The 23,833-nt window shown below is 67.3% G+C and carries 21 protein-coding genes; 9 read left to right on the plus strand and 12 right to left on the minus strand.

The annotated features are described in order from the left end of the window. The first annotated feature begins 6 nt into the window (after positions 1–6). The 4 genes from dxs to E9229_RS14180 all read left to right on the plus strand — a co-directional run bounded on the left by dxs (position 7) and on the right by E9229_RS14180 (position 3,433). Positions 7–1,974, plus strand: a complete 1,968-nt coding sequence (gene dxs / locus E9229_RS14165) for a 1-deoxy-D-xylulose-5-phosphate synthase (RefSeq protein WP_183512264.1) — start codon at positions 7–9, stop codon at positions 1,972–1,974. After that, positions 1,971–2,582, plus strand: a complete 612-nt coding sequence (locus tag E9229_RS14170; protein ID WP_183512266.1) for a DUF402 domain-containing protein — start codon at positions 1,971–1,973, stop codon at positions 2,580–2,582. The genes dxs and E9229_RS14170 overlap by 4 nt, the downstream gene beginning before the upstream one ends. A gap of 2 nt (positions 2,583–2,584) precedes the next feature. After that, positions 2,585–3,157 (plus strand): hypothetical protein, encoded by a 573-nt coding sequence (locus tag E9229_RS14175; RefSeq protein ID WP_183512267.1) that lies wholly within the window; start codon positions 2,585–2,587, stop codon positions 3,155–3,157. 90 nt (positions 3,158–3,247) lie between these two features. Next, complete coding sequence (locus E9229_RS14180) at positions 3,248–3,433, plus strand: hypothetical protein (protein WP_183512269.1); 186 nt, start codon at positions 3,248–3,250, stop codon at positions 3,431–3,433. Between the two features lie 245 nt (positions 3,434–3,678). Here the strand turns inward: E9229_RS14180 and E9229_RS14185 are convergent, their stop codons facing one another. Continuing rightward, entirely contained in the window at positions 3,679–5,028 is a 1,350-nt protein-coding gene (locus E9229_RS14185; protein WP_183512270.1) for an HNH endonuclease, read from the minus strand. A gap of 446 nt (positions 5,029–5,474) precedes the next feature. Here E9229_RS14185 and E9229_RS14190 point away from each other — a divergent pair, with 446 nt between their 5' ends. Continuing rightward, positions 5,475–6,431: a hypothetical protein gene (locus tag E9229_RS14190; protein WP_183512271.1), complete on the plus strand. Its 957-nt coding sequence runs from the start codon at positions 5,475–5,477 to the stop codon at positions 6,429–6,431. 304 nt (positions 6,432–6,735) lie between these two features. On the opposite strand, the gene argG is transcribed toward E9229_RS14190, so the two are convergent. Continuing rightward, complete coding sequence (argG, locus tag E9229_RS14195) at positions 6,736–8,163, minus strand: argininosuccinate synthase (protein ID WP_183512273.1); 1,428 nt, start codon at positions 8,161–8,163, stop codon at positions 6,736–6,738. 188 nt (positions 8,164–8,351) lie between these two features. Here argG and E9229_RS14200 point away from each other — a divergent pair, with 188 nt between their 5' ends. Both E9229_RS14200 and E9229_RS14205 read left to right on the plus strand, forming a co-directional pair. Continuing rightward, positions 8,352–9,326 (plus strand): aldo/keto reductase, encoded by a 975-nt coding sequence (locus E9229_RS14200; RefSeq protein WP_183513068.1) that lies wholly within the window; start codon positions 8,352–8,354, stop codon positions 9,324–9,326. A gap of 53 nt (positions 9,327–9,379) precedes the next feature. Continuing rightward, positions 9,380–10,024 carry a hypothetical protein gene (locus E9229_RS14205; protein ID WP_183512274.1) on the plus strand — a complete coding sequence of 215 codons (645 nt, stop codon included), beginning with the start codon at positions 9,380–9,382 and terminating at the stop codon, positions 10,022–10,024. A gap of 492 nt (positions 10,025–10,516) precedes the next feature. Here E9229_RS14205 and E9229_RS14210 read toward each other — a convergent pair whose 3' ends face one another. The 10 genes from E9229_RS14210 to msrB all read right to left on the minus strand — a co-directional run bounded on the left by E9229_RS14210 (position 10,517) and on the right by msrB (position 21,001). Further along, on the minus strand, positions 10,517–10,957 hold the full coding sequence (locus E9229_RS14210) for a QcrA and Rieske domain-containing protein (RefSeq protein WP_183512275.1): 441 nt from the start codon (positions 10,955–10,957) through the stop codon (positions 10,517–10,519). Positions 10,958–11,023: 66 nt separating this feature from the next. Then, positions 11,024–11,443 (minus strand): QcrA and Rieske domain-containing protein, encoded by a 420-nt coding sequence (locus tag E9229_RS14215; protein WP_183512276.1) that lies wholly within the window; start codon positions 11,441–11,443, stop codon positions 11,024–11,026. A 134-nt stretch (positions 11,444–11,577) separates the two neighbouring features. Further along, positions 11,578–13,710 carry a 3-hydroxyacyl-CoA dehydrogenase NAD-binding domain-containing protein gene (locus tag E9229_RS14220; protein ID WP_183512278.1) on the minus strand — a complete coding sequence of 711 codons (2,133 nt, stop codon included), beginning with the start codon at positions 13,708–13,710 and terminating at the stop codon, positions 11,578–11,580. Between the two features lie 3 nt (positions 13,711–13,713). Beyond that, entirely contained in the window at positions 13,714–14,955 is a 1,242-nt protein-coding gene (locus E9229_RS14225; RefSeq protein ID WP_183512279.1) for a thiolase family protein, read from the minus strand. A gap of 91 nt (positions 14,956–15,046) precedes the next feature. Next, positions 15,047–16,336 carry an HRDC domain-containing protein gene (locus tag E9229_RS14230; RefSeq protein WP_183512280.1) on the minus strand — a complete coding sequence of 430 codons (1,290 nt, stop codon included), beginning with the start codon at positions 16,334–16,336 and terminating at the stop codon, positions 15,047–15,049. A gap of 22 nt (positions 16,337–16,358) precedes the next feature. Then, entirely contained in the window at positions 16,359–16,967 is a 609-nt protein-coding gene (locus E9229_RS14235; RefSeq protein WP_312855716.1) for a DUF3000 domain-containing protein, read from the minus strand. A gap of 71 nt (positions 16,968–17,038) precedes the next feature. Then, a complete protein-coding gene (locus E9229_RS14240) occupies positions 17,039–18,106 on the minus strand; it encodes a threonine aldolase family protein (RefSeq protein WP_312855717.1) in 1,068 nt (355 codons plus the stop codon). Positions 18,107–18,194: 88 nt separating this feature from the next. Beyond that, entirely contained in the window at positions 18,195–18,926 is a 732-nt protein-coding gene (locus E9229_RS14245) for an SDR family oxidoreductase (RefSeq protein ID WP_183512284.1), read from the minus strand. A 49-nt stretch (positions 18,927–18,975) separates the two neighbouring features. After that, positions 18,976–20,349, minus strand: a complete 1,374-nt coding sequence (locus tag E9229_RS14250; protein ID WP_183512285.1) for a DUF6421 family protein — start codon at positions 20,347–20,349, stop codon at positions 18,976–18,978. A 220-nt stretch (positions 20,350–20,569) separates the two neighbouring features. Beyond that, positions 20,570–21,001 carry a peptide-methionine (R)-S-oxide reductase MsrB gene (gene msrB / locus E9229_RS14255; RefSeq protein WP_246380780.1) on the minus strand — a complete coding sequence of 144 codons (432 nt, stop codon included), beginning with the start codon at positions 20,999–21,001 and terminating at the stop codon, positions 20,570–20,572. A gap of 79 nt (positions 21,002–21,080) precedes the next feature. Here msrB and E9229_RS14260 point away from each other — a divergent pair, with 79 nt between their 5' ends. After that, positions 21,081–22,340: an alpha/beta fold hydrolase gene (locus tag E9229_RS14260; RefSeq protein WP_183512287.1), complete on the plus strand. Its 1,260-nt coding sequence runs from the start codon at positions 21,081–21,083 to the stop codon at positions 22,338–22,340. A gap of 115 nt (positions 22,341–22,455) precedes the next feature. After that, positions 22,456–23,709 (plus strand): Nramp family divalent metal transporter, encoded by a 1,254-nt coding sequence (locus E9229_RS14265; protein WP_183512288.1) that lies wholly within the window; start codon positions 22,456–22,458, stop codon positions 23,707–23,709. Positions 23,710–23,833: the final 124 nt, after the last annotated feature.

The following is a 23,833-nucleotide window of genomic DNA, read 5'->3' on the forward strand; positions in this document are numbered from 1 at the left end:
GCCTCCGTGCGACTGCTTGAGACCATTCATGAGCCGCGTGACCTGCGTGCCCTATCCATGGTCCAAATGCAGGAGCTCGCAGCCGAGGTGCGCACCTTCCTGATCGACAACGTCGCCCGTACCGGAGGGCACTTGGGGCCGAACCTGGGCGTGGTGGAACTGACCATGGGCATTCATCGGATCTTCGATTCCCCCCGTGACTCGGTCATCTTCGATACCGGCCACCAGTCCTACGTGCACAAGCTGCTGACCGGCCGCCAGGACTTCGCTACGCTGCGCCAGCAGGGCGGGCTTTCGGGATACCCCGACCGGGCCGAATCGGTGCACGACATCGTCGAGTCCTCCCATGCTTCCTCATCGCTGTCCTGGGCCGACGGAATCTCCCGCGCCCGCAAGCTCACCGGCGAGGGCGACCGCTACGTGGTGGCCCTGGTCGGCGACGGTGCGCTGACCGGCGGCATGGCCTGGGAAGCGGTGAACAATATCGCGGCCGACAAGGACCGCCGGGTGGTCATCGTGGTCAACGACAACGGCCGTTCCTACGCCCCGACCATCGGGGGGCTGGCCGACCAGCTGGCCGGACTTCGCCGGAACCTGGACAAGGTGCGCACCAACCGCGCCTACGAAGACACGATGGACTGGTGGAAGGGCCGCCTGAAGGACGGTGGCGCCGTGGGCAAGTTCGCCTACAAGTCGCTGCATGCCACCAAGAAGGGCATCAAGGACTGGTGGGCGCCGCAGGGACTTTTCGAGGACCTGGGCATGAAGTACATCGGCCCGATCGATGGGCATAACCAGGCGGCGGTGGAAGAGGCGCTGCAGCAGGCCAAGAACTACGCCGGACCCGTGATCGTGCATGCTATGACGGAGAAGGGCCGTGGCTACGCCCCGGCGCGTGCCAACGAGGCCGACCAGTTCCACGCCGTCGGTGTCATCGACCCCGAAACCGGCGAACCCGTGGCGACGGCCTCGGCGCAGTCCTGGACCAGCGTCTTTGGCGATGAAATTGCCGCGATCGCCGACGAGCGTGCCGAGATCGTCGCCATTACCGGTGCGATGCTGCAGCCGGTCGGGCTCAAGAAGATGGCCGAACGCCACCCGGAGCGCGTCTTCGACGTCGGCATCGCCGAACAACACGCAATGACCTCCGCCGCCGGCATGGCCTTTGGCGGCCTGCACCCGGTGGTTGCCGTCTATGCGACGTTCCTGAACCGCGCGTTCGACCAGCTGTTGATGGACGTGGCACTGCACAAGGCCGGCGTCACCATCGTGCTGGATCGTGCCGGCGTCACCGGACCCGACGGGCCCAGCCACCACGGCATGTGGGACATGTCGCTGGTGCAGATCATCCCCGGGCTCCACCTTGCCGCGCCGCGCGATGCGCAACGGCTGCGTGAAGAACTGCGCGAGGCGGTTGCCATCTCCGACGCGCCATCGGTCGTGCGCTTCTCCAAGGGCTCCGTCGGGCCAGAGGTCAAAGCGCTGGAGCGCCTGCACGATGGGGTCGAGGTACTGGCCCGCTTTGGTGAATCGGCCGAACGCGATGTGTTGATCGTTTCCGTCGGCGGCATGGCCGAGCTCTCGCTGGATGTTGCATCCAGGCTGCACGCCCATGGCATTACCGTCACTGTAGTGGATCCACGCTGGGTACTTCCTGTGCCGCGCTCGATCATCGGGCTTGCCGCCCGCCACCGAATCGTCGTCTGCATCGAGGACGGGGTGAAGGCCGGCGGAGTCGGCTCGCGCATCCGCCAGGAAATGCGTAGTGCGGGCGTTGATACGGCGCTGAACGAGGTGGGTCTTCCCACCGAGTTCCTGGCCCACGGTTCCCGCTCGCAAGTGCTCGAACGCGTCGGGCTCACCGCCGCCCAGGTCGCCGGCGACACGCTGGCCCAGGTGCTGGGCACCAAGGTCCCCTTCGCTCGTCCGTTGCCGGGACACGACTTGCCCACCGGACAGATCCCGCAGCTGTGAGCCTGCCACCGTCCGTCCCCACGGGACTGCCCCGTGAACCCCAGGACGCGGTCCCGGGGGAGCTGGTGATTGCCCGCGCTTGGAAGTACGACGGTTCGGCCCATTGGGTCGTTCCCGGCAGCTATCTGGGTGCCGACGAACACGGACACTGGTTCCTGCAATCGGAAGGCGCACTGGTCTCCCGTCCGGGATACGGCTTCTATGCAGCCTCGGACGCGATCTGCCTGATCCCTGCCTCCGGGCAGTGGCTGGGCACGTTCTACGACCACCGGCACCCCGGGAATCTGCGCACCTATCTCGACCTTTCCACCGAGATCGGCTGGCGCCGCATGTCCCACGGCGGCTGGGAGGTCAACTCCGTGGACATGGACCTGGATGTGGTGCGCTCCACCGACAAGGGCCTGTTCATCGACGACGAGGACGAGTTCGAAGAACACGCTGCTGCATACGGCTACCCCGGTGAGTTGGTGTCCACGATCAGGCATGAAGCCGAGAGATTGCTCGAATCCGTTCGCGGATGTCGGGCGCCGTTCAATGAGACAGTCGATTCCTGGTTCGCGAGATCCCTGAACTACCCCCGAAACCATCAACAATCCAAGGAGAACTAGGCATGGCGATTATCCGCACCTACATGCGTGACGAAGAATCAGTGCTGCATTTCCGCGAGGCCTGGTACGAGACCTTCGAAGATGAGGAACTGGGACAGTTCGTGGTCAACCACGGAGTCGTCGGGCACATGTCCAAGACCGAGGAAGCCAAGGACGTCGATGACGAGACCGCGGCAACGCTGCTGGCGGCGTTTGGCGAACAGTGCACCGAGGACGGCTTTGCCGCACTGACCCCTGAAGAGCAGCATTGGGTGGTCATCCAATATGCGCTGAAGTCGGATGACGGAACCGAGCGCGACCGTCGCCTGCGCGACACCGCCATCGAGGCACTGACCGGTCATCTGGCCTGGCGGGGCCTGGGTACTGTCGAGTCCAGTGACTTTGCCCCGCGCAAGCTGAACATCCGCATCCTCAGCCCCGAGGTGAACAAGTGCGTATCGGCGATCAAGACCTGCCTGCGTGAAGGCAAGTTCGACTTCACGAAGCTGACCATCGCCGCAGCGCCGTATGGTGACCCGGAAGCCTTCAAGCAGAAGCACCCGATGCCGGCCAAGGGCACCTTCAGCCTCCTCTAAATCGTTCGCGTAGTAGACCGGCCGCCGGCAGGGGAAGAACCCCAGCTGGCGGCCGATATGGTATTGCCCCCACAAGCAAGGAGACATTCCATGACCACCCAGATTCCGGTCCGATCAACTACTGCGGCAGATTCGAAGGCCTGGCCGTTCATTGCCCTAGCAGTGCTCGGCATCTCCATTTCGCTGATGTATATCAACGACAACAGCTTCCTGCTCGTTCCGCCCATGCTGGTAACCGTGATTTCAGCCTTGAGGGTTCGAGGCAACAAGTGGTAACTGCTTCCCCTGGTGCTGGGTGCCATTGCTGTACTTTTCATGCTTTTCGCATTGATTAGCTCGTGGGTGGGTTTCTCCGCCTAGTGGTGCGATTCTGGCTCCGATGGAGCTGACAGTCGACTCGATGCCCCGATCGACTGGTGGTAGGCGGTGTGACGACATGCAGCAGGAGTATCGGCATGGGCATGGTTGGGCCCCCGGTTCCGGAAGGAACCGGGGGTTTTTCCGTGGAGCGGGGTGGGTTTTCAGTTCCGGGTGTGTGTTCCGGGCAGGGGCGGGGCGATGGAGCGGTAGGTCTTCCCGGCGGGAGTAGTGATTTCGAAGCCGTGGCGGATGCCGGGGATCACGCGTTCAGTGAAACCGGTGGTTTCCTTGGTCTGGTTGCACCAGGCGCAGCGGCCGGCGCCGTTGGCGGCGGTGGTCTTGCCGCCGAGGGCTGCTTGGTGGATGTGGTCGTAGTGGCCGATGGGGTGGTTGCATCCGGGGGTGGCGCAGATCTGGTCGCGGACTCTGATGAACTGGGCGAGTCCGCGGGGGTAGGTGCGGCGGGTGGAGTCCATGTTCAGGAGGTCTCCGGTGCCCGGTGCGGTGTAGAGGCGGCGGATCCAGCGGGTGGCTTTGGCGTCGTGGTCATCGCCGCGGATCAGGTCCCGGGCCCAGGGGGAGGGGACAGACCCGTAGCCTTGGAGGTAGGCCGGTTCGGTGTCTCCTTCGAAGAGGGAGCGATCGGTCATCACCAGTGCGATCTCCAGGGCCGGCGCCTGGGTGCCGGTGCCGGTGAGTAGTTCGTAGAAGTGGTCGGTGCGGATCTGTTCCCGGGTGCGCCCGGCGCCTTGGCCGGTGGCCAGGGCGGAGTCGGTAAGGTCGTTCAGGACGGCCTCGATAAGCAGGCCCTGTTCAACGGGGAGCATGCCGGTGAGGTGCATCATGGCGTGGGGTGCGGGGTAGAGGGTGACGTAGCGTTTTTGGCGGGCCGTTTCGGCCTTGGCGAGCAGGTCGCGGGGGTCCAGTTCCTGGGCAAGGGTGCGCACGCAGTTGGACAGGGCCTTGGCTCCCTGTCCGGTGAAGTCCTCGGGGTGGGCGTGGAGCCGGGCGTCGATCTCGGCGCGGGTGTCGTGGTCGAGGTGGCGGACCTCGTGGGCGAGGGTCAGGGCCTGGTCTTCGGTGAAGCCTCCGCGGGTGAGGTGGGCCAGGGTCAGGGGTAGGTCTTCGATGAGGATGCGCGAGCAGCGTAGGTGGCGCAGGCCCTCGATGGGGGCTTCGTGGCGGGCGAGGGCGATTTGGGTTCCGACGCCGCGGCCCAGGGCGTCGGGGGTGCTGCCGTGGAGGGCCTGGGTGGTGCGGGCGGCGACGTCCAGGGCGAGGGTGGCGTGGGTTTCCAGGGCGGCGAGGGCGGCCTTGGTTTCTTCGATGCCGGCGATCAGTTCCACGATTTCGGCTTCGGCGGCCGGGGTGTGACCCAGGCCCGGGATCAGGGTACGGGCGGTGCTGGTGAGTGTCATGATCTCGGTGAGCAGGGCGGTGGCGGGGAGGGGAGTCCCGGGGGCCGGTGGGTCCGTCGGGTTCGCGGCGGTGGTTTTCCGTGCCTTGAACATGGAACTAGTGTCGGCCTTACGATTCCAGTGAGATGGTTTCGGCGTAAAATCAAGCCATGGCTGGAGAAATCCCGGCTTGTCCCCGTGGGCATCTCGATGGCCGGGTCGTGCGTGACGGTCTGCAAAAAGACGGAGGCCGGCCCCGGCAACGCTGGCGGTGTAACCTCCCGGGAGGTTCCTACCACCGCTTCCTCGGCGTGGTCAGCCGGACGCGTGCAGACCACGAAACGTGCGTCGAATGTGAGAGCCATCTGGCACCCCATGAAGGACCCGCAGCTCCCGCACAGTTTGAATACCTGATCCGTGAAATCGCTGCGGCCCTTGTTGATATCGGCCGCGGAAGCACCTATATCGATGCCGCACGGCGCGTACGGATGCAGGCCTCCGGCAATACTCCCGCCCAGGGGCAAAAGCTTCTGCATAACGGCCAAACCGTGGCTGATTGGGTGGCTGATTTTGTCCCCGTGGTGGCCGCGGCCCAGGCCCCCGTGCGGTGGCCGACAATCCTCGTTCTGGACTCGAAGACGTTCTGGTGGCATGCCGCCGGGGAATTCACGGACCGGACCGCCCTCTATACGGTCCTGGCGGCCTACGGCTATGACCGGAACGGCAAAAACGGGCAGCTGTGGCGGTTGGAGGCCCACCCCGCGCGCACGACCGCCGCCTGGGGTGAGTTCCTCGATCGCTTTCCGGGGACCCCGCTGTCCATCGTTGCCGACGAGGATCCCGGTATTCGGGCCGCGATCATCAAGCGCTGGGGCGCCTTGTTCTGGCTGGAGCGCTACCACGCGTGCGAACACCACCTGTATGCCAGCGGGAGGGCAACGTTGGAACGGACCGTCGGGTCCGGTGTTTTACGGGAGCTGTTCCACGGTGCACTGAACGATATCCATCGGTGGGATGCGTTCGAAACCGCGGTTCAGGAGTCGGGCCTGCTGGCCATCCAGACCTGGGTCGGTGGCCACGGCCAGCAGATCCGCCGACAAGCCGGACGCCGGGAGGCGATCGCGCCGATCTATACCAACGGTGCGTTGGAAAGCGTTTTCGTCCGGGTGAAGAAATGCATCGGAGACCGGGCCTTGTCCTTCCGCAATCGTGCCCGGTTGAACCTGTTGCTGGAGTTGATGAGGTTGCGGGAGCTGCGGGCCGACAACGCCGGTGATTACGCCATGGCGATCCGTGCGCACTTGCTAGCCAACCAGGGACACCCGCAGCGCAGGTATCGCGACATCTGCGATCGGCGGGTCACCCCGGACGGAAGGAAAGCCGAAAACAGTCTGTGGTCCGCGGCGGCCCAGCTGAGATTGCAGGCCCGGGCCGAGGTGAAAGCGGCAGCCCGGCGGCGCATCGCCGACGGTCCATCCGCAACCGAAATCGACGGGTCCATCTCACTGGAATCGTAAGGCCGACTAGTGTACGACTGGGTGCCGACAATTGGAATGTTTTTGGAACGTATGATCTCCACATGAAATTCTGTGAAAAGTCAGGTCAAGTTGGATTTTTGGGTTATCCACATCACTGTGTGGGATGAGGTGACGAGATGGTTCGGGTCTGCATGTTCGAATGGAACATTGGTGGACGATGAGTGGACCGGGTAGACCCCCTCGGGGATGGCTCATTCGGGGGAGGGTGATGCAAAAGGCCGTGGCCGGTATCCCTGCCCCAGCGGGGTAGGGATGCCGGCCACGGCCTGTGGTTCCTGGGACCTTAGTCGGTGCCGGAATCGAACGCCGCGCGCTCCAGTGCGCGATCGGTGGCGAGTTCGTTGGCGTCGACGGCCTCGGCATCAACGATGGCGCTGGCGCCGCCGGCCTCGAGCGAGCCGACCAGCTTGACCGTCTTGTCGCCGAGCAGGCCCTGGGCGGCGTACTGCTCCAGGCGCGAGCGGGAATCGGCGATGTCCAGGTTGCGCATGGTCAGCTGGCCGATGCGGTCCAGTGGACCGAAGGCGGAGTCGCCGACGCGCTCCATCGACAGCTTGTCCGGGTGGTAGCTCAGGTTCGGGCCCACGGTGTCCAAGACCGTGTAATCGTCGCCGCGGCGCAGGCGAACGGTGACGGTGCCGGTGACGGCCGAGCCAACCCAGCGCTGCAGCGATTCGCGCAGCATCAGGGCCTGCGGGTCCAGCCAGCGGCCTTCGTACATCAGGCGGCCCAGGCGGCGGCCCTCCGCGTGGTAGTTGGCCACGGTGTCTTCGTTGTGGATGGCGTTGAGCAGGCGTTCGTAGGCGATGTGCAGCAGCGCCATGGCCGGGGCCTCGTAGATACCGCGGCTCTTGGCCTCGATGATGCGGTTCTCGATCTGGTCGCTCATGCCCAGGCCGTGGCGGCCACCGATCTTGTTGGCCATGTCAACCAGGGCAACGGCGTCGGCGAATTCCTGGCCGTTGATGGCGACCGGGCGGCCGGCCTCGAAGGTGATGGACACGTCTTCGGCCTTCACTTCAACTGATTCGTCCCAGTAGCGCACGCCCATGATCGGTTCAACCGATTCCAGCGAGGTGCTCAGCAGTTCGAGGGTCTTGGCCTCGTGGGTGGCGCCCCAGATGTTGGCATCGGTGGAGTAGGCCTTTTCGGCCGAGTCACGGTACGGGAAGTCGCGGGCGACGAGCCATTCGCTCATCTCCTGGCGTCCGCCGAGCTCCTGCACGAATGCCGGGTCCAGCCACGGCTTGTAGATGCGCAGCTTCGGATTGGAGAGCAGCCCGTAGCGGTAGAAGCGCTCGATGTCGTTGCCCTTGTAGGTGGAGCCGTCGCCCCACACGTCAACGCCGTCTTCGCGCATGGCACGCACCAACAGGGTGCCGGTTACGGCACGGCCCAGGGGGGTGGTGTTGAAGTACGCCTTGCCACCGGAGCGGATGTGGAAGGCGCCGCAGGCCAGGGCCACCAGCCCCTCTTCGACCAAGGCGGGCTTGCAGTCAACCAGGCGGGCCGCTTCGGCACCGTATTCCAGTGCGCGGCTGGGCACGGCGTCGATGTTCGGCTCGTCATACTGGCCGAGGTCGCCGGTGTAGGTGTAGGGGATGGCGCCCTTTTCGCGCATCCAAGCTACGGCGACCGAGGTATCGAGGCCACCGGAGAAGGCAATGCCGACGCGTTCGCCGACGGGCAGTGAGGTGAGGACTTTAGACATACTACGAATCTTAAGGGGTTCGCGTGGTTTTGGGAGAACCCGGAACGCAACTCTCCCGACATAGTGTGGCCCAGGGCACTGGCATGTTTGAATGCGAGGGGGGATTCCCTGCCCGCGGCGGCTCCGGTACCGGAAGGTGCCGCGGTAAACCACAGTGAATGAAAGGTACCACCATACTCATGGGCACCATGGAATACCGCCGCCTGGGCAACTCCGGACTCACCGTTTCGCTGGTGGGTCTCGGCTGCAACAACCTCGGCCGTCCGGGCACCGTCACCGAGTCGCAGGAGGGTACCGACGCCATCGTGCATGCGGCGATGGATGCGGGGGTGACGTTGTTCGATGTCGCAGACGTCTATGGGAGCACTCCGGGCCTCTCCGAGGAGCGGCTGGGTGCGGCGCTGGGCAACCGCCGCGACGACGTGGTGCTGGCCACCAAGTTCGGCATGGACATGAACGGGGCCAACGGCAACGACTTCGGTGCCCGTGGTTCCCGGCGCTACATCGTCACCGCCGTGGAGGCGTCGCTACGCCGCCTGAACACCGACTACATCGACCTGTACCAGTTCCACACCCCTGATCCGGCAACACCGATCGAGGAGACGCTGGCGGCCCTCGATGACCTGGTGTCAGCGGGCAAGGTCCGCTACATCGGGCATTCCAACCGGGCAGGCTGGCAAATCGCCGAAGCAGAATTCACCGCCCGCGCCACCGGCTCCGCCCGGTTCGTATCCAGCCAGAACCACTACAACCTGCTGGACCGCCGCGCAGAGTTGGAGGTCACCCCGGCGGCGGAGGCCTACGGGTTGGGGCTGCTGCCCTACTTCCCGCTGGCCAACGGGCTGCTGACCGGCAAATACAGCGGCGGCACCGCACCGCAGGGAAGCCGGCTCACCCACTCCCGGCAGAACCTGTTCGCCGAGGCCGACTTCACCCAGCTGGCGGCCTTCGGAGCCTTCGCCAGGGCCCGGGACCTGACCGAGCTGCAAGTCGCCTTCTCCTGGCTGGCCGCACAGCGCAGCGTATCCAGCGTGATTGCCGGGGCCACGCGCCCGGAGCAGGTCATCGAGAACGCAGCATCGGCCGGGTGGAAGCCCACGGCAGCGGACTTGGTGGAGCTGGATGCCATCTTCCCGCGGGTGCAAAAGGTCGCCCTGTTCTGATCTCGGGAGTAGCCTTGGCTCGGATTGACTGGATCGGGAACATGGTGGGGCGGATGGAAGAATTCGAGCGCTGGGAGCTGTTCATCGAGGAGAACCAACGCACCGGCGTGCTCTATCGGCGCTTTTCCGACAACGTGCTGCTCACCCGGGTCACCCTGGGCGAGAGCCCTTCCTTGTACCGGGCAGAATCCCGGATCAGGCTGACCGGGGACCATTCGGCGTGGGAACTGAGCTGGTTCCGCAGCTCGGAGATGGACGAACCCCGGCTGATGCTGCGCAAACCAGGAACGCCGGAGGGTTCGATGCCCGGCTACGGCGAGTTCCTCATGCTGCGCCGGCTGCTGGAGTCCGGGGCCTCGTCGCTCGAATTCACGCGCCTAGGCGATGAGGGCGTGGGCCGGTCAGGCCGCGGGCCGGGTGTCGGCGAGGCGGATCTGGTCAGGCTGGAGTTGGCCCCTGAAACCGAAATGCTCGAGGTTCCCCACCGGGCCGAGGTCGAATGCCTGCGGGTCGATGTCCACAGCGGGGGCAAGGTGCTGGTCAGGCATTGGGTGCATGCGGACCGAGTGGTTGCCAGTGACTGGGGTGCCGCCATGTCATACCGGGTCCCCGGCGGGCCGGCGGATGCCGGTTGGATTTCGTTGGAGGGTCTGGACGAGGGGTCGATCGAGTTCCTGACCCAGGGGTTCGACGGCTAGGGGCCCTCACCAGGCGATGTCCGCGATGCCCTTAAAGGGGAAGCGGAGGTGGCGGAGTTCCTCGAATTCGGGCAACGTGAGCTGGTCCTGGTCCTGGCCAGCAGGAAGGCCCGTGCCCTGAGTGCTCCGTGGTCCTGACTGACCAGGCGCGGTCAGGACCCGGTCGGTCTGGCCGTGTTGCGGTAGAGCTGTTCCTTCGCGTCCTTCGCGGTGGAGACCGGCCCGCCGAGGACGCTGATCTGGGGTCCTGGACTTCGGCGTCTTCGAAGAGGGCCTTCTCCTGCAGTCCCCAGAGGCCGTTCTGCTTGACCTGGTTGAACCCGTCCATCTGCGGGGTGGTGTTGCTTCAGTATGGCGGGGCCCCGGTTCGCAGCGGAACTCGGGTGTGCCCGGGAACACCGAATCAAAGCCGGCGCCCGATGGTCTCGAGCAGGGGGCGAGGGCATGCCGCCGCGCAGTATCTTCTCGTTACCGCCGGCCGGGACGCGTCCGCTACACGTAGAGCACGACGTCCTTGCCGACGATGGCAGCGGCAAAGCGCGCCAGCGCGTCGCGGGCCGGTCCGCCGGTGGCATGGCCGTCGGTGAAGTCGAAGCGCGAGCCGTGGCACGGGCAGGCGAAGTCCTTTTCCTCGCCCTGCACCTGGCAGCCTGCGTGCGTGCAGACCGCCGTATAGGCCAGCACGGTCTTCTCGTCCTCGCGGTAGAGCAGGTAGTTCTTTGCCTCGGCCGTGACGGACAGGGTGCCGCCGATGGCGAGGTCCGCCACAGCGGCGACCTTTACTCCTGCGCCGGAGGGTTCGGGAACCGGCCCGGGGTTGTTGTTCGGGGCGGCCGATGACCCGTCGCCGCAGGCGGCAAGGGCCAAGGTGGCACCGGCAGCGACTGCCGATCCCAGGACGGCGCGACGGCAGGGGGAAAGGGAGATGCTCATGGGTCCATCGTTTCATGGACCGGCGGGCATCTGCGAACCGCCCCGGTGCCCGCCGGAGGGCACCGGCTACAGGTACAGGACGATCTTGCCGTCCTTGATCTCCGCCGCATAGCGGGTCAGCGGCTTGGGCGCGGGGCCCTGGATCACCGATCCGTCGCTGTGGGAGTATTCCGAACCGTGGCAGGGGCACTTGAAGAGCGCCTTGGTCACGCCCACGGTGCAACCCTGATGGGTGCAGATCGACGTGTAGGCGAGCACCGTTGCCTCATCCGGACGGTAGAAAAGGTAGTCGTGCCCGCCCACGGACAGCGATGCACTTCCGCCCACGGGCAGCGCAGAGACGGGCCCGGCGTCGTTGGGCGTTCCGGTGGCCGAGGGCAGTGGATCGGTCTTCGAGCCCCCGCCGCAGGCGGCCAGGGTGGCGACGGAGCCGACGGCAAGGGTGGTGCCCAGCAGAACGCGCCGTGTCGGGGGGCCGACTGTCATCTCATTCATACCCCCAGTGTTGCACCGCGCAGACCGTTCCGACAGGTCGGAGCCCGACCGGAAAGGGGTGTGCCCCCGCTCCCCGGAAAGCCGGGGAGCGGGGGCACACAGGGAAGGCGGTGAACCGGAGCGGATCAGGCCCGGTGGAACCTGCGGCCGTTGACCCGCTCGGAGGCGCCGACCTGGTCGAGGTAGGGGGTGATGCCGCCCAGATGCATGGGCCAGCCGGCGCCCATGATCATGCACAGGTCGATGTCCTCGGGCCCGGCGACGACTCCCTCCTCGAGCATCATCCCGATCTCGCGCGCCAGCGCGTCCTGGGTCCGGGTCAGCAGCTCCTCTCCGGTGAGCGGCGCATTGCCGAATTCCAGCACCGCCAGGGTGGAGGCCGGGACCTCCACTGCGCCATCGGACGCCGGTGCCCAGAGGCCGCGGATCCCGTGATCGATCAGTGCCTGCTGGTTCGCCGAGACGCGGAAGCGCTCGCCGAAGGCGGCGTGCAGGGATTCGGTCACGTGCTGGGCCACCGGTATCCCGACCATGGCCAGCAGCGTGAACGGGCTCATCGGCAGGCCCATGGGACGCAGCGCTCCATCTGCCACATGGGGGTCGGTGCCGTCGTCGAAGGCGTTGGCTATCTCGCCCATCAGGCACAGCAGCACCCGGTTGACCACGAACGCCGGAGAGTCCTTGACCAGCACGCAGGTCTTGCGCAGCTCCTTGCCCAGGGCGAAGGCCGTGGCCAGCACCGCGTCGTCGGTCTCCGGTGCGCGGACGATCTCCAGCAACGGCATCTGCGCGACCGGGTTGAAGAAGTGGAAGCCCACGACCCGCTCCGGGTGCCGAAGCTCGGCTGCCATCGCCGTGACCGAGAGCGATGAGGTGTTGGTGGCCAGGATGCATTCGGCGGATACCACGGCCTCCACCTCGGCGAACACCTGCTTCTTGACCGAGAGCTCCTCGAAGACCGCCTCGATGACGAAGTCGGCATCGGCAAACGCCTCCTTGGTGACCGAACCGGTGATCAGCGCTCGGGTGCGGTTTGCCGCGTCGCGGCCCAGGCGCTTCTTGGCCAGCAGCTTGTCGATCTCCGCGTTGATGTGGGCGAGGCCGGCGTCCACGCGGTCCTGGTCGATGTCGGTGATGATAACGGGGACCTTGAGCCGGGTCGCGAAGAGCAGCGCCAGCTGGGCCGCCATGAGCCCGGCGCCGACGACGCCGACCTTGGTCACCGCACGGGCCAGTTTCCGCTCCGGGGCCCCTGCCGGCCGCTTGGAACGCTTCTGGACCAGCTCGAGGAACGCGTAGACCGTGTTGTGGAAGGCGGTGGAGCCCATCAGCGAGGTCAGTGCCGCGCATTCGAGTGCGGCCGATTCCTTCTGCGTGGCGGTCTTGCCCGCCTCGAAGACATCGATCACCCTGGCCGGGGCGGGTGCGGCGTTTGAGGTCTTGGCCTCCACGAAGGCGCGCGCCTTGGCAGCCGCCGCATCCCAGCGGTCAGCCGCTTCCGGGTCTGTGGCCGGATCCACCGCCCGCGGGCGCTCCACGGTGACCTTGCCGCCCAGCACGGCATCGGCCCAGGCCAATGACTGCTCGAGGAAGTCAGCCGGTTCGAACAGGGCGTCGGCGATGCCCATCGCGTGGGCCGCGGCGCCGTTGAGCGAGCGGTTGTTGTTCAGCGGGTTTTCGATCATGACCGTCATGGCGGCCTCGGGGCCAATCAGCCGCGGCAGCCGGTATACCCCGCCCCAGCCGGGGACCAGGCCGATGAACGCCTCGGGCAGCCCGATGCCGTTGGCGCCGCTGGACACGGTGCGGTAGGTGGCGGCCAGGGCGATTTCCAGCCCGCCGCCCAGCGCCACGCCGTTGATGAACGCGAACGTGGGAACACCCAGATCGGCCAGCAGGTCGTAGGCGGCATGCCCGAGCTCGGCCATGGCGCGGCCCTCGGACTCCTTGCGCAGGCCCTTGACCCCGTTCAGGTCAGCCCCGGCGACCAGGTAGTACGGCTTGCCCGTGAGAGCCAGCGCGTGGATCTCCCCGGCTGCCGCACGGGCCGCCTGGGCGGCCAGCGTGCGGCCGATCCCGATCATGGAGCCCGGGCCCAGCGTGGTGGGCTTGGAGTGGTCCAGCCCGTTGTCCAGCGTCAGCAAAGCCAGCACCCTGCCGGAGGCCAGGGTGACATCGTGCACGATGGCGTGCGTGATGACCTCGTTAGGGACCAGGGCGGCGAGCTGCTCGAAGCGCTCGAAGTTCGTCGGTGCCATGGTTCAGGCGTCCTTTCCGAAGTCCAGGTGGTGGGGGTTTTCCCAGATGACGGTGCCGCCCATGCCCAGGCCCACGCACATCGTGGTCAGCCCGTAGCGCACCGAGGGGTCCTGCTCGAACTGGCGGGCCAGCTGGTTCATCAACCGCACGCCGGAGGCGGCCAGCGGGTGGCCCACGGCGATGGCCCCGCCATAGCGGTTCACCCGCGGGTCCTGGTCGTCAAGCCCGTAGTGTTCCAGGAACGAGAGCACCTGCACCGCGAAGGCCTCGTTGATTTCAAACAGGCCGATGTCGCAGATCTCGAGTCCGGCCCGGGTCAGTGCCTTGTCCGTGGCGGGGATCGGGCCGATGCCCATGACCGAGGGGTCGACCCCGGCGAAGGCGAAGGCCACCAGGCGCATTTTCACGCTCAGGCCCAGCTCGGCCGCCGTGTCGGCGGAGGCGAGCAGCGCGGCGGTGGCGCCGTCGTTCAGGCCCGCCGAGTTCCCGGCGGTGACCCGTCCGTGGGCGCGGAAGGGTGTGCGCAGGGCGGCCAGGTCCTCCAATGTGGTGCCGGGGCGCGGAGGTTCGTCGGCGGTGTGCAGTTCCCAGCCCGCACCCGGGGCGGTGGTGGCGACCGGAACCAGATCGGGCGCGATGTCCCCGGCCGCAACGGCGGCAGCGAGCTTGCGCTGGGAGGCTACGGCGTAGGCGTCGGTGCGCGCCTTGGTGATGGAGGGGAAGCGGTCATGCAGGTTCTCCGCGGTGTTGCCCATGTTCAGCGCCGCCGGGTCGACGAGGCGTTCGGCGAGGAAGCGCGGGTTCGGGTCTGCGCCCTCGCCCATGGGGTGGTGGCCCATGTGCTCGACGCCGCCGGCGACCACGACGTCATACGCGCCGAAGGCGATGGAAGCCGCCGTGGTGGTCACCGCCGTCATCGCACCGGCACACATGCGGTCGATCGCGAAGCCGGGGACGGACTGCGGGAGCCCGGCCAGCAGTGCGGCGGTGCGTCCGATGGTCAGGCCCTGGTCTCCACTCTGGGTGGTGGCCGCGATGGCCACCTCGTCGATGCGCGCGGCAGGCAGCGCCGGGTTGCGGCGCATGAGCTCGCGGATGCACTTGACCACCAGGTCATCGGCGCGGGTGCCGTGGTAGATGCCCTTTTCGCCGGCGCGACCGAAGGGGGTGCGGACCCCGTCGACGAAAACCACGTCGCGGACCTGGCGGGTGCGGCGTAAAGGGCTGGTTGGCTCTGGGGTCACCGGGTGCTCCTCTTGCTGGTATGGAATGTGATCCACCCCATACGCTACTGGTGAGTAACTTCTAGTGCAAGCAGGAACGCCCGGCAATGACCTACTTTTGCTGCTTTTCCGGCAGCGGTTCCGGATCCAGCAACGCCACGGTGATCACCGGGGCGGTCAGCTGGATCTGCCATTCGCGCGCGCCGAGATCGCGCAGCGCGGCCGAGACGGTATCCAAGTCGATCTGCGCCGGCGGGGTCCAGCAGATGCGGCGCAGGTAGTCCGGGGTGAGCAGGTTTTCCAGCGGCAGGTCCCAAGCCTCGGCCGTGCGGGTGATCCGCTCCTTGGCCGTATTCAGGCGCGCGGCGGCCAGCGGGTCCTTGTCTGCCCAGACGCGCGGCGGCGGCGGGGCGTTGGTGGGGACCTGGAGCGGGGGCAGGTCGGCGGCCGAACGGGCCGCCGAGATGCAGCGCAGCCAGCGCGGGCCTTCCTTGGCGGCTGCGCGGCCGTGGAAGCCGGGGGTCTTGAGCATCTGCGGGACAGTGGTGGGCATGGCGCGCGCGGCGGCGACCAGAGCGGAGTCCGGGATCAGCCGGCCCGGCGCCACGTCGCGGTTCTGCGCCAGCGATTCGCGTTCCTCCCAGAGCAGCTTCACGGCGGCGAGCTGGCGGCGGTCGCGCAGCTGGTGCACGCCGGAGGTGCGGCGCCACGGGTCGGTGCGCGGGGCGGACGGGCCAGCGGTGCGCACGGCCTCGAACTCCTCCCGGGCGAAGGCCAGCTTGTCGCCGGCCACCAGGATCTCGGTCAGCTTCTCGCGCAGCACGTCGAGCACCTCGACGTCCAACGCGGCATAGCGCAGCCAGGGTTCGGGCAGCGGGCGGGTGGACCAGTCGGCGGCGGAGTGCTCCTTGGCCAGATGCATGCCCAGCAGGTTCTCCACGACCGGGCCCAGGCCCACGCGCGGCAGGCCGGCGAGCCGGGCTGCCAGCTCGGTGTCGAAGAGCCGCTCCGGGTGCAGCCCGACCTCGGCCAGGCAGGTCAGGTCCTGGTTGGCCGCATGCAGGATCCACTCGGCGCCATCGAGCGCGTCGTTGATGATGGACAGGTCGGCAAAGGGTTCGGGGTCGATCAGCCAGGTGCCGGAGCCCTCGCGGCGGATCTGGACCAGGAAGGCGCGCTGGCCGTAGCGGTAGCCCGACGCGCGCTCGGCGTCCACCGCTGCGGGGCCGGTGCCGGCTGCCAGGGCGCGTGCCGCGCGGGCCAGGTCGGCGTCGGTATTGATGACCGCCGGTACCCCGTCGCGGGGCATGTCCAGCGGGACGAGCTCGACGACCGCTTCTCCGGCCGTCCCGTCGGGGGACTCGGTGGATGGCTGGGTCGATGCGGTATGGATACTGGTCATGATGAGACCAATTCTAGTCCTTTTAGCTGCGGCGGCGGTGCGGCAGCGCCGTTACGCCGGCTGGAAGCGGCGGGATTCCGGCGAAGGTGGCAACCATGTCGACCCAGGCGGCGAGGTGGGCGCCGATGTCCGTGCCCTCCGGGGTCCAGGAGGCGCGCAGCTCGATGTCGATGGTGTCCTGGCGGGCGTTCAGCGTGCCGAAGCTTTCCGAGAGCACCCGGGTGGCGGTGCCGCCGGCCTCGCGGCGAGGGGCCCGGTGGTCATCGAGCGCGTCGACCAACCAGGTCCAGGCGACGGAGCCGAGCAAAGCGTCGTTGCCCATTTCCGCGTCCATGCGGGCCCTGATGTAGGTGACGATCCTGAAGGTGCCGTCCCAGAGGTCCGAGCCGGCCGGGTCGTGCAGCAGGACGAAGCGGCCGGTGGCCAGTTCCTCCTCGTCGCGCAGCGGGCCGCCGGCACGGTGGACGCGTTCGAACACGTCGGCGGAGAGGGCCAGCGCGTAGGGGGCCAGCCGGGCCGGAGCCGGGATTTCCTCCAACCGGACCTCGGTCCGGCAGTGGGCGCGGCGTACCGCCGAAAGGGCCGCCAGGAATTCGGGCGGAACCTGCGAAATGGATCCGGGTGAGCTCACCTTCCCGAGTCTAGGTCGGGGGGTGGGCCCACCCGGGCGCGGCACGCCGGGGAGCATGGGCGCAAGTGCCGCTAGACGGTGGCTTCGGCTGCCGCCAGTTCCTCGCGCAGTGCGGCGACGAACGCGTCGACGTCGGCTTCGGTGGTGTCGAACGAGCACATCCAGCGGACCTGGCCGGCGGTGCGGTCCCAGTCGTAGAAGCGGAAGCGTTCCCGGAGCCTGTCGGCCACCACGTTGGGCAGCTGGGCGAAGACCGCGTTGGCCTGCGTCGGGTAGACCGCCTCGACGCCGTCGATCGCATCGACCGCGCTCCGCAGGCGCGCCGCCATCGCGTTGGCATGGGACGCGGATTCGAGCCAGAGCGAGGTGCCGAAGAGCGCCACCATCTGCGCGGAGATGAAGCGCATCTTGGAGGCCAGCTGCATGTTCATCTTGCGCAGGAACTTCAGCCCGGTGGAGGCGGCCGGGTTCAGCACCACGATTCCCTCGCCGAACATCAGCCCGTTCTTCGTCCCGCCCAGGGACATCACGTCGATGCCGGTGTCGGTGGTCATCTCCTTGAAGCCGACGCCCAAGGCGGCCGCCGCATTGGAGATCCGGGCCCCGTCCAGGTGCACGAACATGCCGCGCTCGTGCGCGTGGGAGGTGATGGCGCGCAGCTCGTCGAGCGAGTAGAGCGTGCCGAGCTCGGTGCATTGGGTAATCGAGACCACCAGCGGCTGTGCGCGGTGTTCGTCGCCCCAGCCCCAGGCCTCCTTGTCGATCAGCTCGGGAGTCAGCTTGCCGTCGGGGGTGTCCACCGAGAGCAGTTTCATCCCGCCGACGCGTTCGGGCGCGCCGTTCTCGTCGACGTTGATGTGGGCGGTGGAGGCACAGATGACGGCGCCCCAGCGCGGCAGCATCGACTGCAGGGCCGTGACGTTCGCCCCGGTGCCGTTGAAGACCGGGAAGACCTCGGCGGTGGGCCCGAAGTGCTCCTTGACCACCTGGGCCAGTTGGGCCGTATAGTCGTCCTCGCCGTAGGCGACCTGGTGGCCGCCGTTGGCCGCCGCGAGGGCGGCAAGGACCTCGGGATGGACGCCGGAATAGTTATCTGATGCGAAGCCGCGCACTGCGGCATCGTGGATGGGTGTGCTCACGAATTCCTCAAAGTTGGATCTGTTGGCGGCTGCGCCTCCAGCATAGGTGACGCGCGTCTCCGGTGGATGCCCGTGGTGGGCGCCGGGGTCAGCCGGAGGGCACCAGCGAGCGCCGGGTTCCATTGAGCTGTGCCGCGTCGGCGGTGAACAGGTCGATGGCGGCGGCGCCCAGGTCGGCCACGTCGGTGAATCCGGCGTAGGCCTTCTCCGGGTTCGCCGCGCGCGTCGCGTCGTCGACGAAGGCCTTGATGACCCAGGTCACTGCCGCGGCGCGCTGGGGCACCGGATTCGCCTTGTGGGCCGACTGGGCGGTGTTGAAGCCGGCGGCGACGCAGGACATCCAAGCCTCGGCCGCGGCCTTGGCGGTGACGTAGTTCGCCGAGGCCGCGCTGGGGGAGCCGACAGCGGTGGCCGAGACGATGGCCACGCGCCCTGCCGGCGAGGCCAGCAGCGCGTCGTTGAACACCCGGGTGGTGTTGCGCAGCGTGGTGATGACGTTGCGGTGCAGGAAGTCCCAGTCCGCGTCGGACTGCCCGGCCAGGCCCTTGCCGCCGCGCCACCCGCCGACCAGGTGGATGAGCCCGTCCAGGGGACCGCGTTCCAGCTCGATGACCTTGGCCAGTGCGTGCACCGCCGCGTGGTCCGCCAGATCAACCTCATAGCGCCCGTGGGCGAAACCGAGGTGCTCGTTGAGCCGTGCCGCATTGGAACCGGCGACCAGCACGGTGGCGCCTGCCCCGTGCAGCGCGCGGGCCGTTGCCACCCCCGCAGCCGAGGTGGCGCCGGCGATCAGGATGGTGAGTTCGGAGAGGCTGTCCATGGTTCCGAGTGTATTCCCCCGCTCCAGTGCCGGGCTAGGCGCCTGCGGTTCAGGCACGGTGCGCGCCGGTGAGGCCGGCGGTGGACTCGATGACCGGTGCCATCTTCTTGGACAGCGCCTCGTAGAACATCGAGAGCGGGAACTCGTCGTCCAGCACCTGGTCGGTCATTTCACGCAGCGGTGAGGTCAGCGGCAGCGCGTCCGGGCCCTTGGCCCACACCGAGGCGGGGTGCGGGGTGAGGGTGGCGGAGACCAGCTCATAGGCAGCCAGCCAGTGGGCGAGCTTCGGGCGGTCGATGGAGCGCCAGTACAGTTCGTCGATGGCCTCGCCCAGCGCGGAGACCACTGCCGGGACCTCGTCCCAGTCGATGGCCAGCTTGGTGTCGGTCCAGTGCAGCACGTGGTGCTGGTGCATCCAGGCAAAGAGCAGCTGCCCGCCGAGCCCGTCGTAGTTCCGGGTGCGGGTCCCGGTGATGGCGAAGCGGAAGATCCGATCGAAGATCACCGCGTACTGCACCAGCTTGGCGTGGCGCCGGGTGGTCTCGTCCATGGCCTCGTCGTGCTGGATCTTCACGCATTCGCGGAATGCCGTCAAGTCGCAGCGCAGTTCCTCGAGCGAGTACAGGAAGAAGGGCATCCGCTGCTTGATCATGAACGGGTCGAAGGGCAGGTCCCCGCGCATGTGCGTGCGGTCGTGGATCAGATCCCACATGACGAAGGTTTCCTCGGTCAACTCCTGGTCCTCGATCATCGCGGCCGCGTCGGCGGGCAGCTCCAGGTTGGTGATGGCCGTCGCGGCCTTCAGCACCCGGCGGTAGCGTGCTGCCTCGCGGTCCTGGAAGATGGCGCCCCACGTGAAGGACGGGGTTTCGCGGATGGCCACTGATTCGGGGAAGAGCACGGCGGAGTTGGTGTCGTAGCCCGGGGTGAAGTCCAGGAAGCGCAGTGGCACGAAGAGCTTGTTGGAGTAGTCCCCGCCCTCCAGTCCGGCGATGAACTCGGGCCAGATGACCTCGACCAGCACGGCCTCGAGCAGTCGGCTGGTGGAGCCGTTCTGCGTGTACATCGGGAAGATGACCAGATGGCGCAGGCCGTCGACGCGCTGGTTCTGCGGCTGGAAGGCCAGCAGCGAGTCGAGGAAGTCGGGGACGCCGAAGCCGGAATCCTTCCAGTGTTCGAGGTCGGTGACGAGCCGGGAGAGGTACTGGGCATCGTGCTCGAACTGCGGCGCCAGCTCACGCACGCAGGAGACGACGGTATCGATCAGCTCGCCGGCCAGCGGCAGGTCCCCGGCCTCCGGGACGGACCCGTCCTTGACCTGCAGCAGCTGGAACGCGGTGGTTGACTTCTTCAGGCCGCTCCACGCGTCGCCGGTCAGCAGTTCGGCCTCGGTGATGGGCTGGGGGAGTGTTGCGTGGGTCATCTCGACACCTCTTTCGTCTCGTGGTGGATCCGTCGACGCAGCGACGGCTTCCTACTGACCAGCGTAGGGAGAGGAAAGCAAAGCTGTTGTAAAATCGGTCTTTGAATTAGGAGGTCTGTTGCTTGAGGGTGTGTGTGCGCCGCTCAGGCACAGCCCGGGGAATGCTCGCCCGTGCAGCCATTCGCCGTGGTCAGCACGGGGACTTCCCGGGTGCTGGAGGCTACTCGGTGGTTTTCAGGCTCAGGCTGACCGAGTTGATGCAATAGCGCTGGTCGGTCGGCGTGGGGTAGCCCTCGCCCGCGAAGACGTGGCCCAGGTGCGAATCGCAGGCAGCGCAGCGCACCTCGACCCGCTCCATGCCCAGCGTTCCGTCCTTGATGTAGCGGACCCGGTCCTCGGCCAGCGGCGCGAAGAAGGAGGGCCAGCCGCAGTTCGAGGAGAACTTCTCGTTGCTGGTGAACAGCTCGTGCCCGCAGGCACGGCAGCTGTAGACGCCGGTCGTCATGGTGTCCCAATACTCTCCGCTGAAGGGGCGCTCGGTGCCGGACCGGCGCAGGACATCGTACTCCTTTGCGGAGAGCTCCTCCTTCCACTGCTGCTCGGACTTCACGATGGTGGGGGCGGCGGGGCGCTGGGGCTGGTTTTCACTCATGCTGTGCACAACACGCGGCATCGGCTCAACATTCCCGCCGGGGGCCTCCGGATGGCCGCGGATTTGCGATGATGGATACATGAGCACCGTTCCCGATCTCCCTTCCGCACCCAATCCGGCACGCGCCGCGCAATGGCGCTGGGGCCTGCTGGGGCTAGGTGCCGGTGCCGTGGCCGGATCCATCGTCGCCGTCGGAGCCTCGGGACTCGCCGGATACTTTGCCCGGCGCATCGTCACCCCGGACGTGGTCCCGGGCGCCGACCTGGACATCCTTGCCGTGATCACGACGGGCGAGGGCACTGAAATCATCCTCCCGGCCAACGAATCCACCACGGTCGAGGGCCGCTACTCGCTCTTCTTCGACGCCGACCGGGGACATGCGCGGCTCGGGGACATCACCTCCTTTGACCCGGTGGATCGCACGGTGACCCGCAGCGTGGAGGAGGTCTATTCGGGCGACCTGAACTCCGCCGTACGCGGACGCCTGTCCGGGGTGGTCTTCCACCACCCGCGCGACCTGGGCTTCGAAGCCCGCGACGTGGAGATCCTGCAGCCCGGGGGATCCGCGCCGGCCTGGCTGGTTCCCGGGGGCGAGCGCGCCTCGACCTGGGCGATCGCCGTGCACGGGCGCGGGGCCAACCGGCTCGAAACCCTGCGCGGCCTGCCCGTGCTCCATGAGCTGGGGCTGACCTCGCTGCTGATCTCCTACCGGAACGACGGGGAGGCCCCGGCCGCCATCGACGGCCGCTACGGGCTCGGCGCCACCGAATGGCCCGACGTGGAGGCCGCGATCGACTTCGCGCTGGAGCACGGGGCCATCGACATCGTGCTGGTGGGGTGGTCCATGGGCGGGGCGATCAGCCTGCAGGTAGCGGACAAATCGCGTCATGCGCCGCTGTTGCGTGCCCTGGTGCTCGACGGGCCGGTGGTGAACTGGATCGACGTGCTCGCCCATCAGGCACGGGTGAACCGGATACCGGAGGCCGTGGGCCGCTTCGGGCAGTGGATGATCTCCAACCGGGCCGGACGCTGGCTCACCGGCATGGCCTCACCGCTTGACCTGCGGGAAATGAACTGGGTGGCAAAGCACGACCGCTTGCGCGTGCCCACCCTGATCCTGCATAGCGCCGACGACGACTTCGTGCCGATTGGCCCCTCGGCCCAGCTGGCGGAGCTGAATCCCGACGTCGTCACGTTCGAACGCTTTACCCGTGCCGGGCATACCCGGGAGTGGAACGTCGATCCGCAGCGCTGGGAACGCACCGTATCCCGCTGGCTCACCGGGGTGTTGAATGCCCCGCGGCCCGGCGGAAGCGAACAGCCGGTGCAGTCCGGCTGATCCGGCTGGCCAGGTCCCTGGCCTGAGCTTGATGAGGATGCCTGACGGACCTAATATTTAGGGGTGGCTAAAATTCTTTCGACCCCGATGGACCGGGACTCCCGGCGGTGGCACGGTGGCCACTGAGCCGCGGGTGCGGCCGCGGAGGCGCCGGCTCTCGGCACGGCTCTTCCTGCTGGGACCCGCATTCGTGGCGGCCATAGCGTATGTGGACCCTGGAAACGTAGCGGCCAACGTGTCGGCGGGCTCGCGCTACGGCTTCCTGCTGGTCTGGGTGCTGGTGGTGGCCAACCTGATGGCGGTGATCCTGCAATACCAGTCGGCCAAACTCGGCCTGGCCACCGGCCACAGCCTGCCCGAGCTGATGGGCTCCCGGCTCTCGGCGGGACCGCGGCGCCTGTACTGGGCGCAGGCGGAGCTCATTGCCGCAGCCACCGACATGGCCGAGGTCATCGGAGGCGCCGTGGCGTTGCACCTGCTCTTCGGCCTGCCGCTGCTGACCGGTGGAGGGATCATCGGGGTCGCCTCCATGGTGCTGCTGGTGCTCCAGACCCATCGCGGTCAGCGGGCCTTCGAAAACGCTGTCATCATCCTGCTCGCCATCATCGCCGTAGGCTTCATGGCTGGGCTGCTGGTGCACCCGCCGCCGCCCGGCGCGGTGCTCTCCGGCCTGGTGCCGCGCTTCGATGGTGGCGACTCGTTGCTGCTGGCCGCCTCGATGATCGGCGCGACGGTCATGCCGCACGCCATCTACCTGCACTCGGCGTTGGCCCGGGACCGCCATGGCCATGCCGAGAGTGCGGCGGCGCGGACGCGGCTGATCAGGATTACCCGCTGGGACGTGATCGGGGCGCTCGCCGTGGCCGGCGCGGTCAATATTGCCATGCTGCTGCTGGCCGCCACCAGCCTGCGTGGGGTCCCGGGCACTGAGACCATCGAGGGTGCGCACGCCGCCATCACGGCCGCGCTGGGTCCGGTGATCGGGATCGGGTTCGGCGTCGGGCTGCTGGCGTCGGGCCTGGCTTCGACCTCGGTGGGCTGTTATGCCGGGGCGGTGATCATGCAGGGGCTGCTGAAGGTGAAGGTACCGCTTATGCTGCGCCGGGTATTGACGCTGATCCCCGCGCTATTGATCCTGGCCGGCGGCATCGAACCGACGCTCGCGCTGGTGCTCAGCCAGGTGCTGCTCAGTTTCGGGCTGCCGTTCGCCTTGATTCCGCTGATCCGGCTCACGGGTTCGAAGGCGGTGATGGGCATCCACGTCGATTCACCGCCACTACGGGTTGCGGCATGGATCTGCGCGGCATTGATCGTGGCGCTGAACGCCGCATTGATTTGGCTCACCATTTCCGGAGGGTTCCAAGTGTGAGGCGTTTTGGTGGGATCGTTCAGGGAAGAACCGCCCGCTCCAGGTCGATGGAGGAGCTGGGCGTCCTGGACGGGGCAAAGCCCGGGTCTTTTTCCGGTCATCGACCCTGGGCACGGTGGTGAAC

The organism is Paeniglutamicibacter cryotolerans (assembly GCF_014190875.1).
Classification (GTDB): Bacteria; Actinomycetota; Actinomycetes; order Actinomycetales; family Micrococcaceae; genus Paeniglutamicibacter; species Paeniglutamicibacter cryotolerans.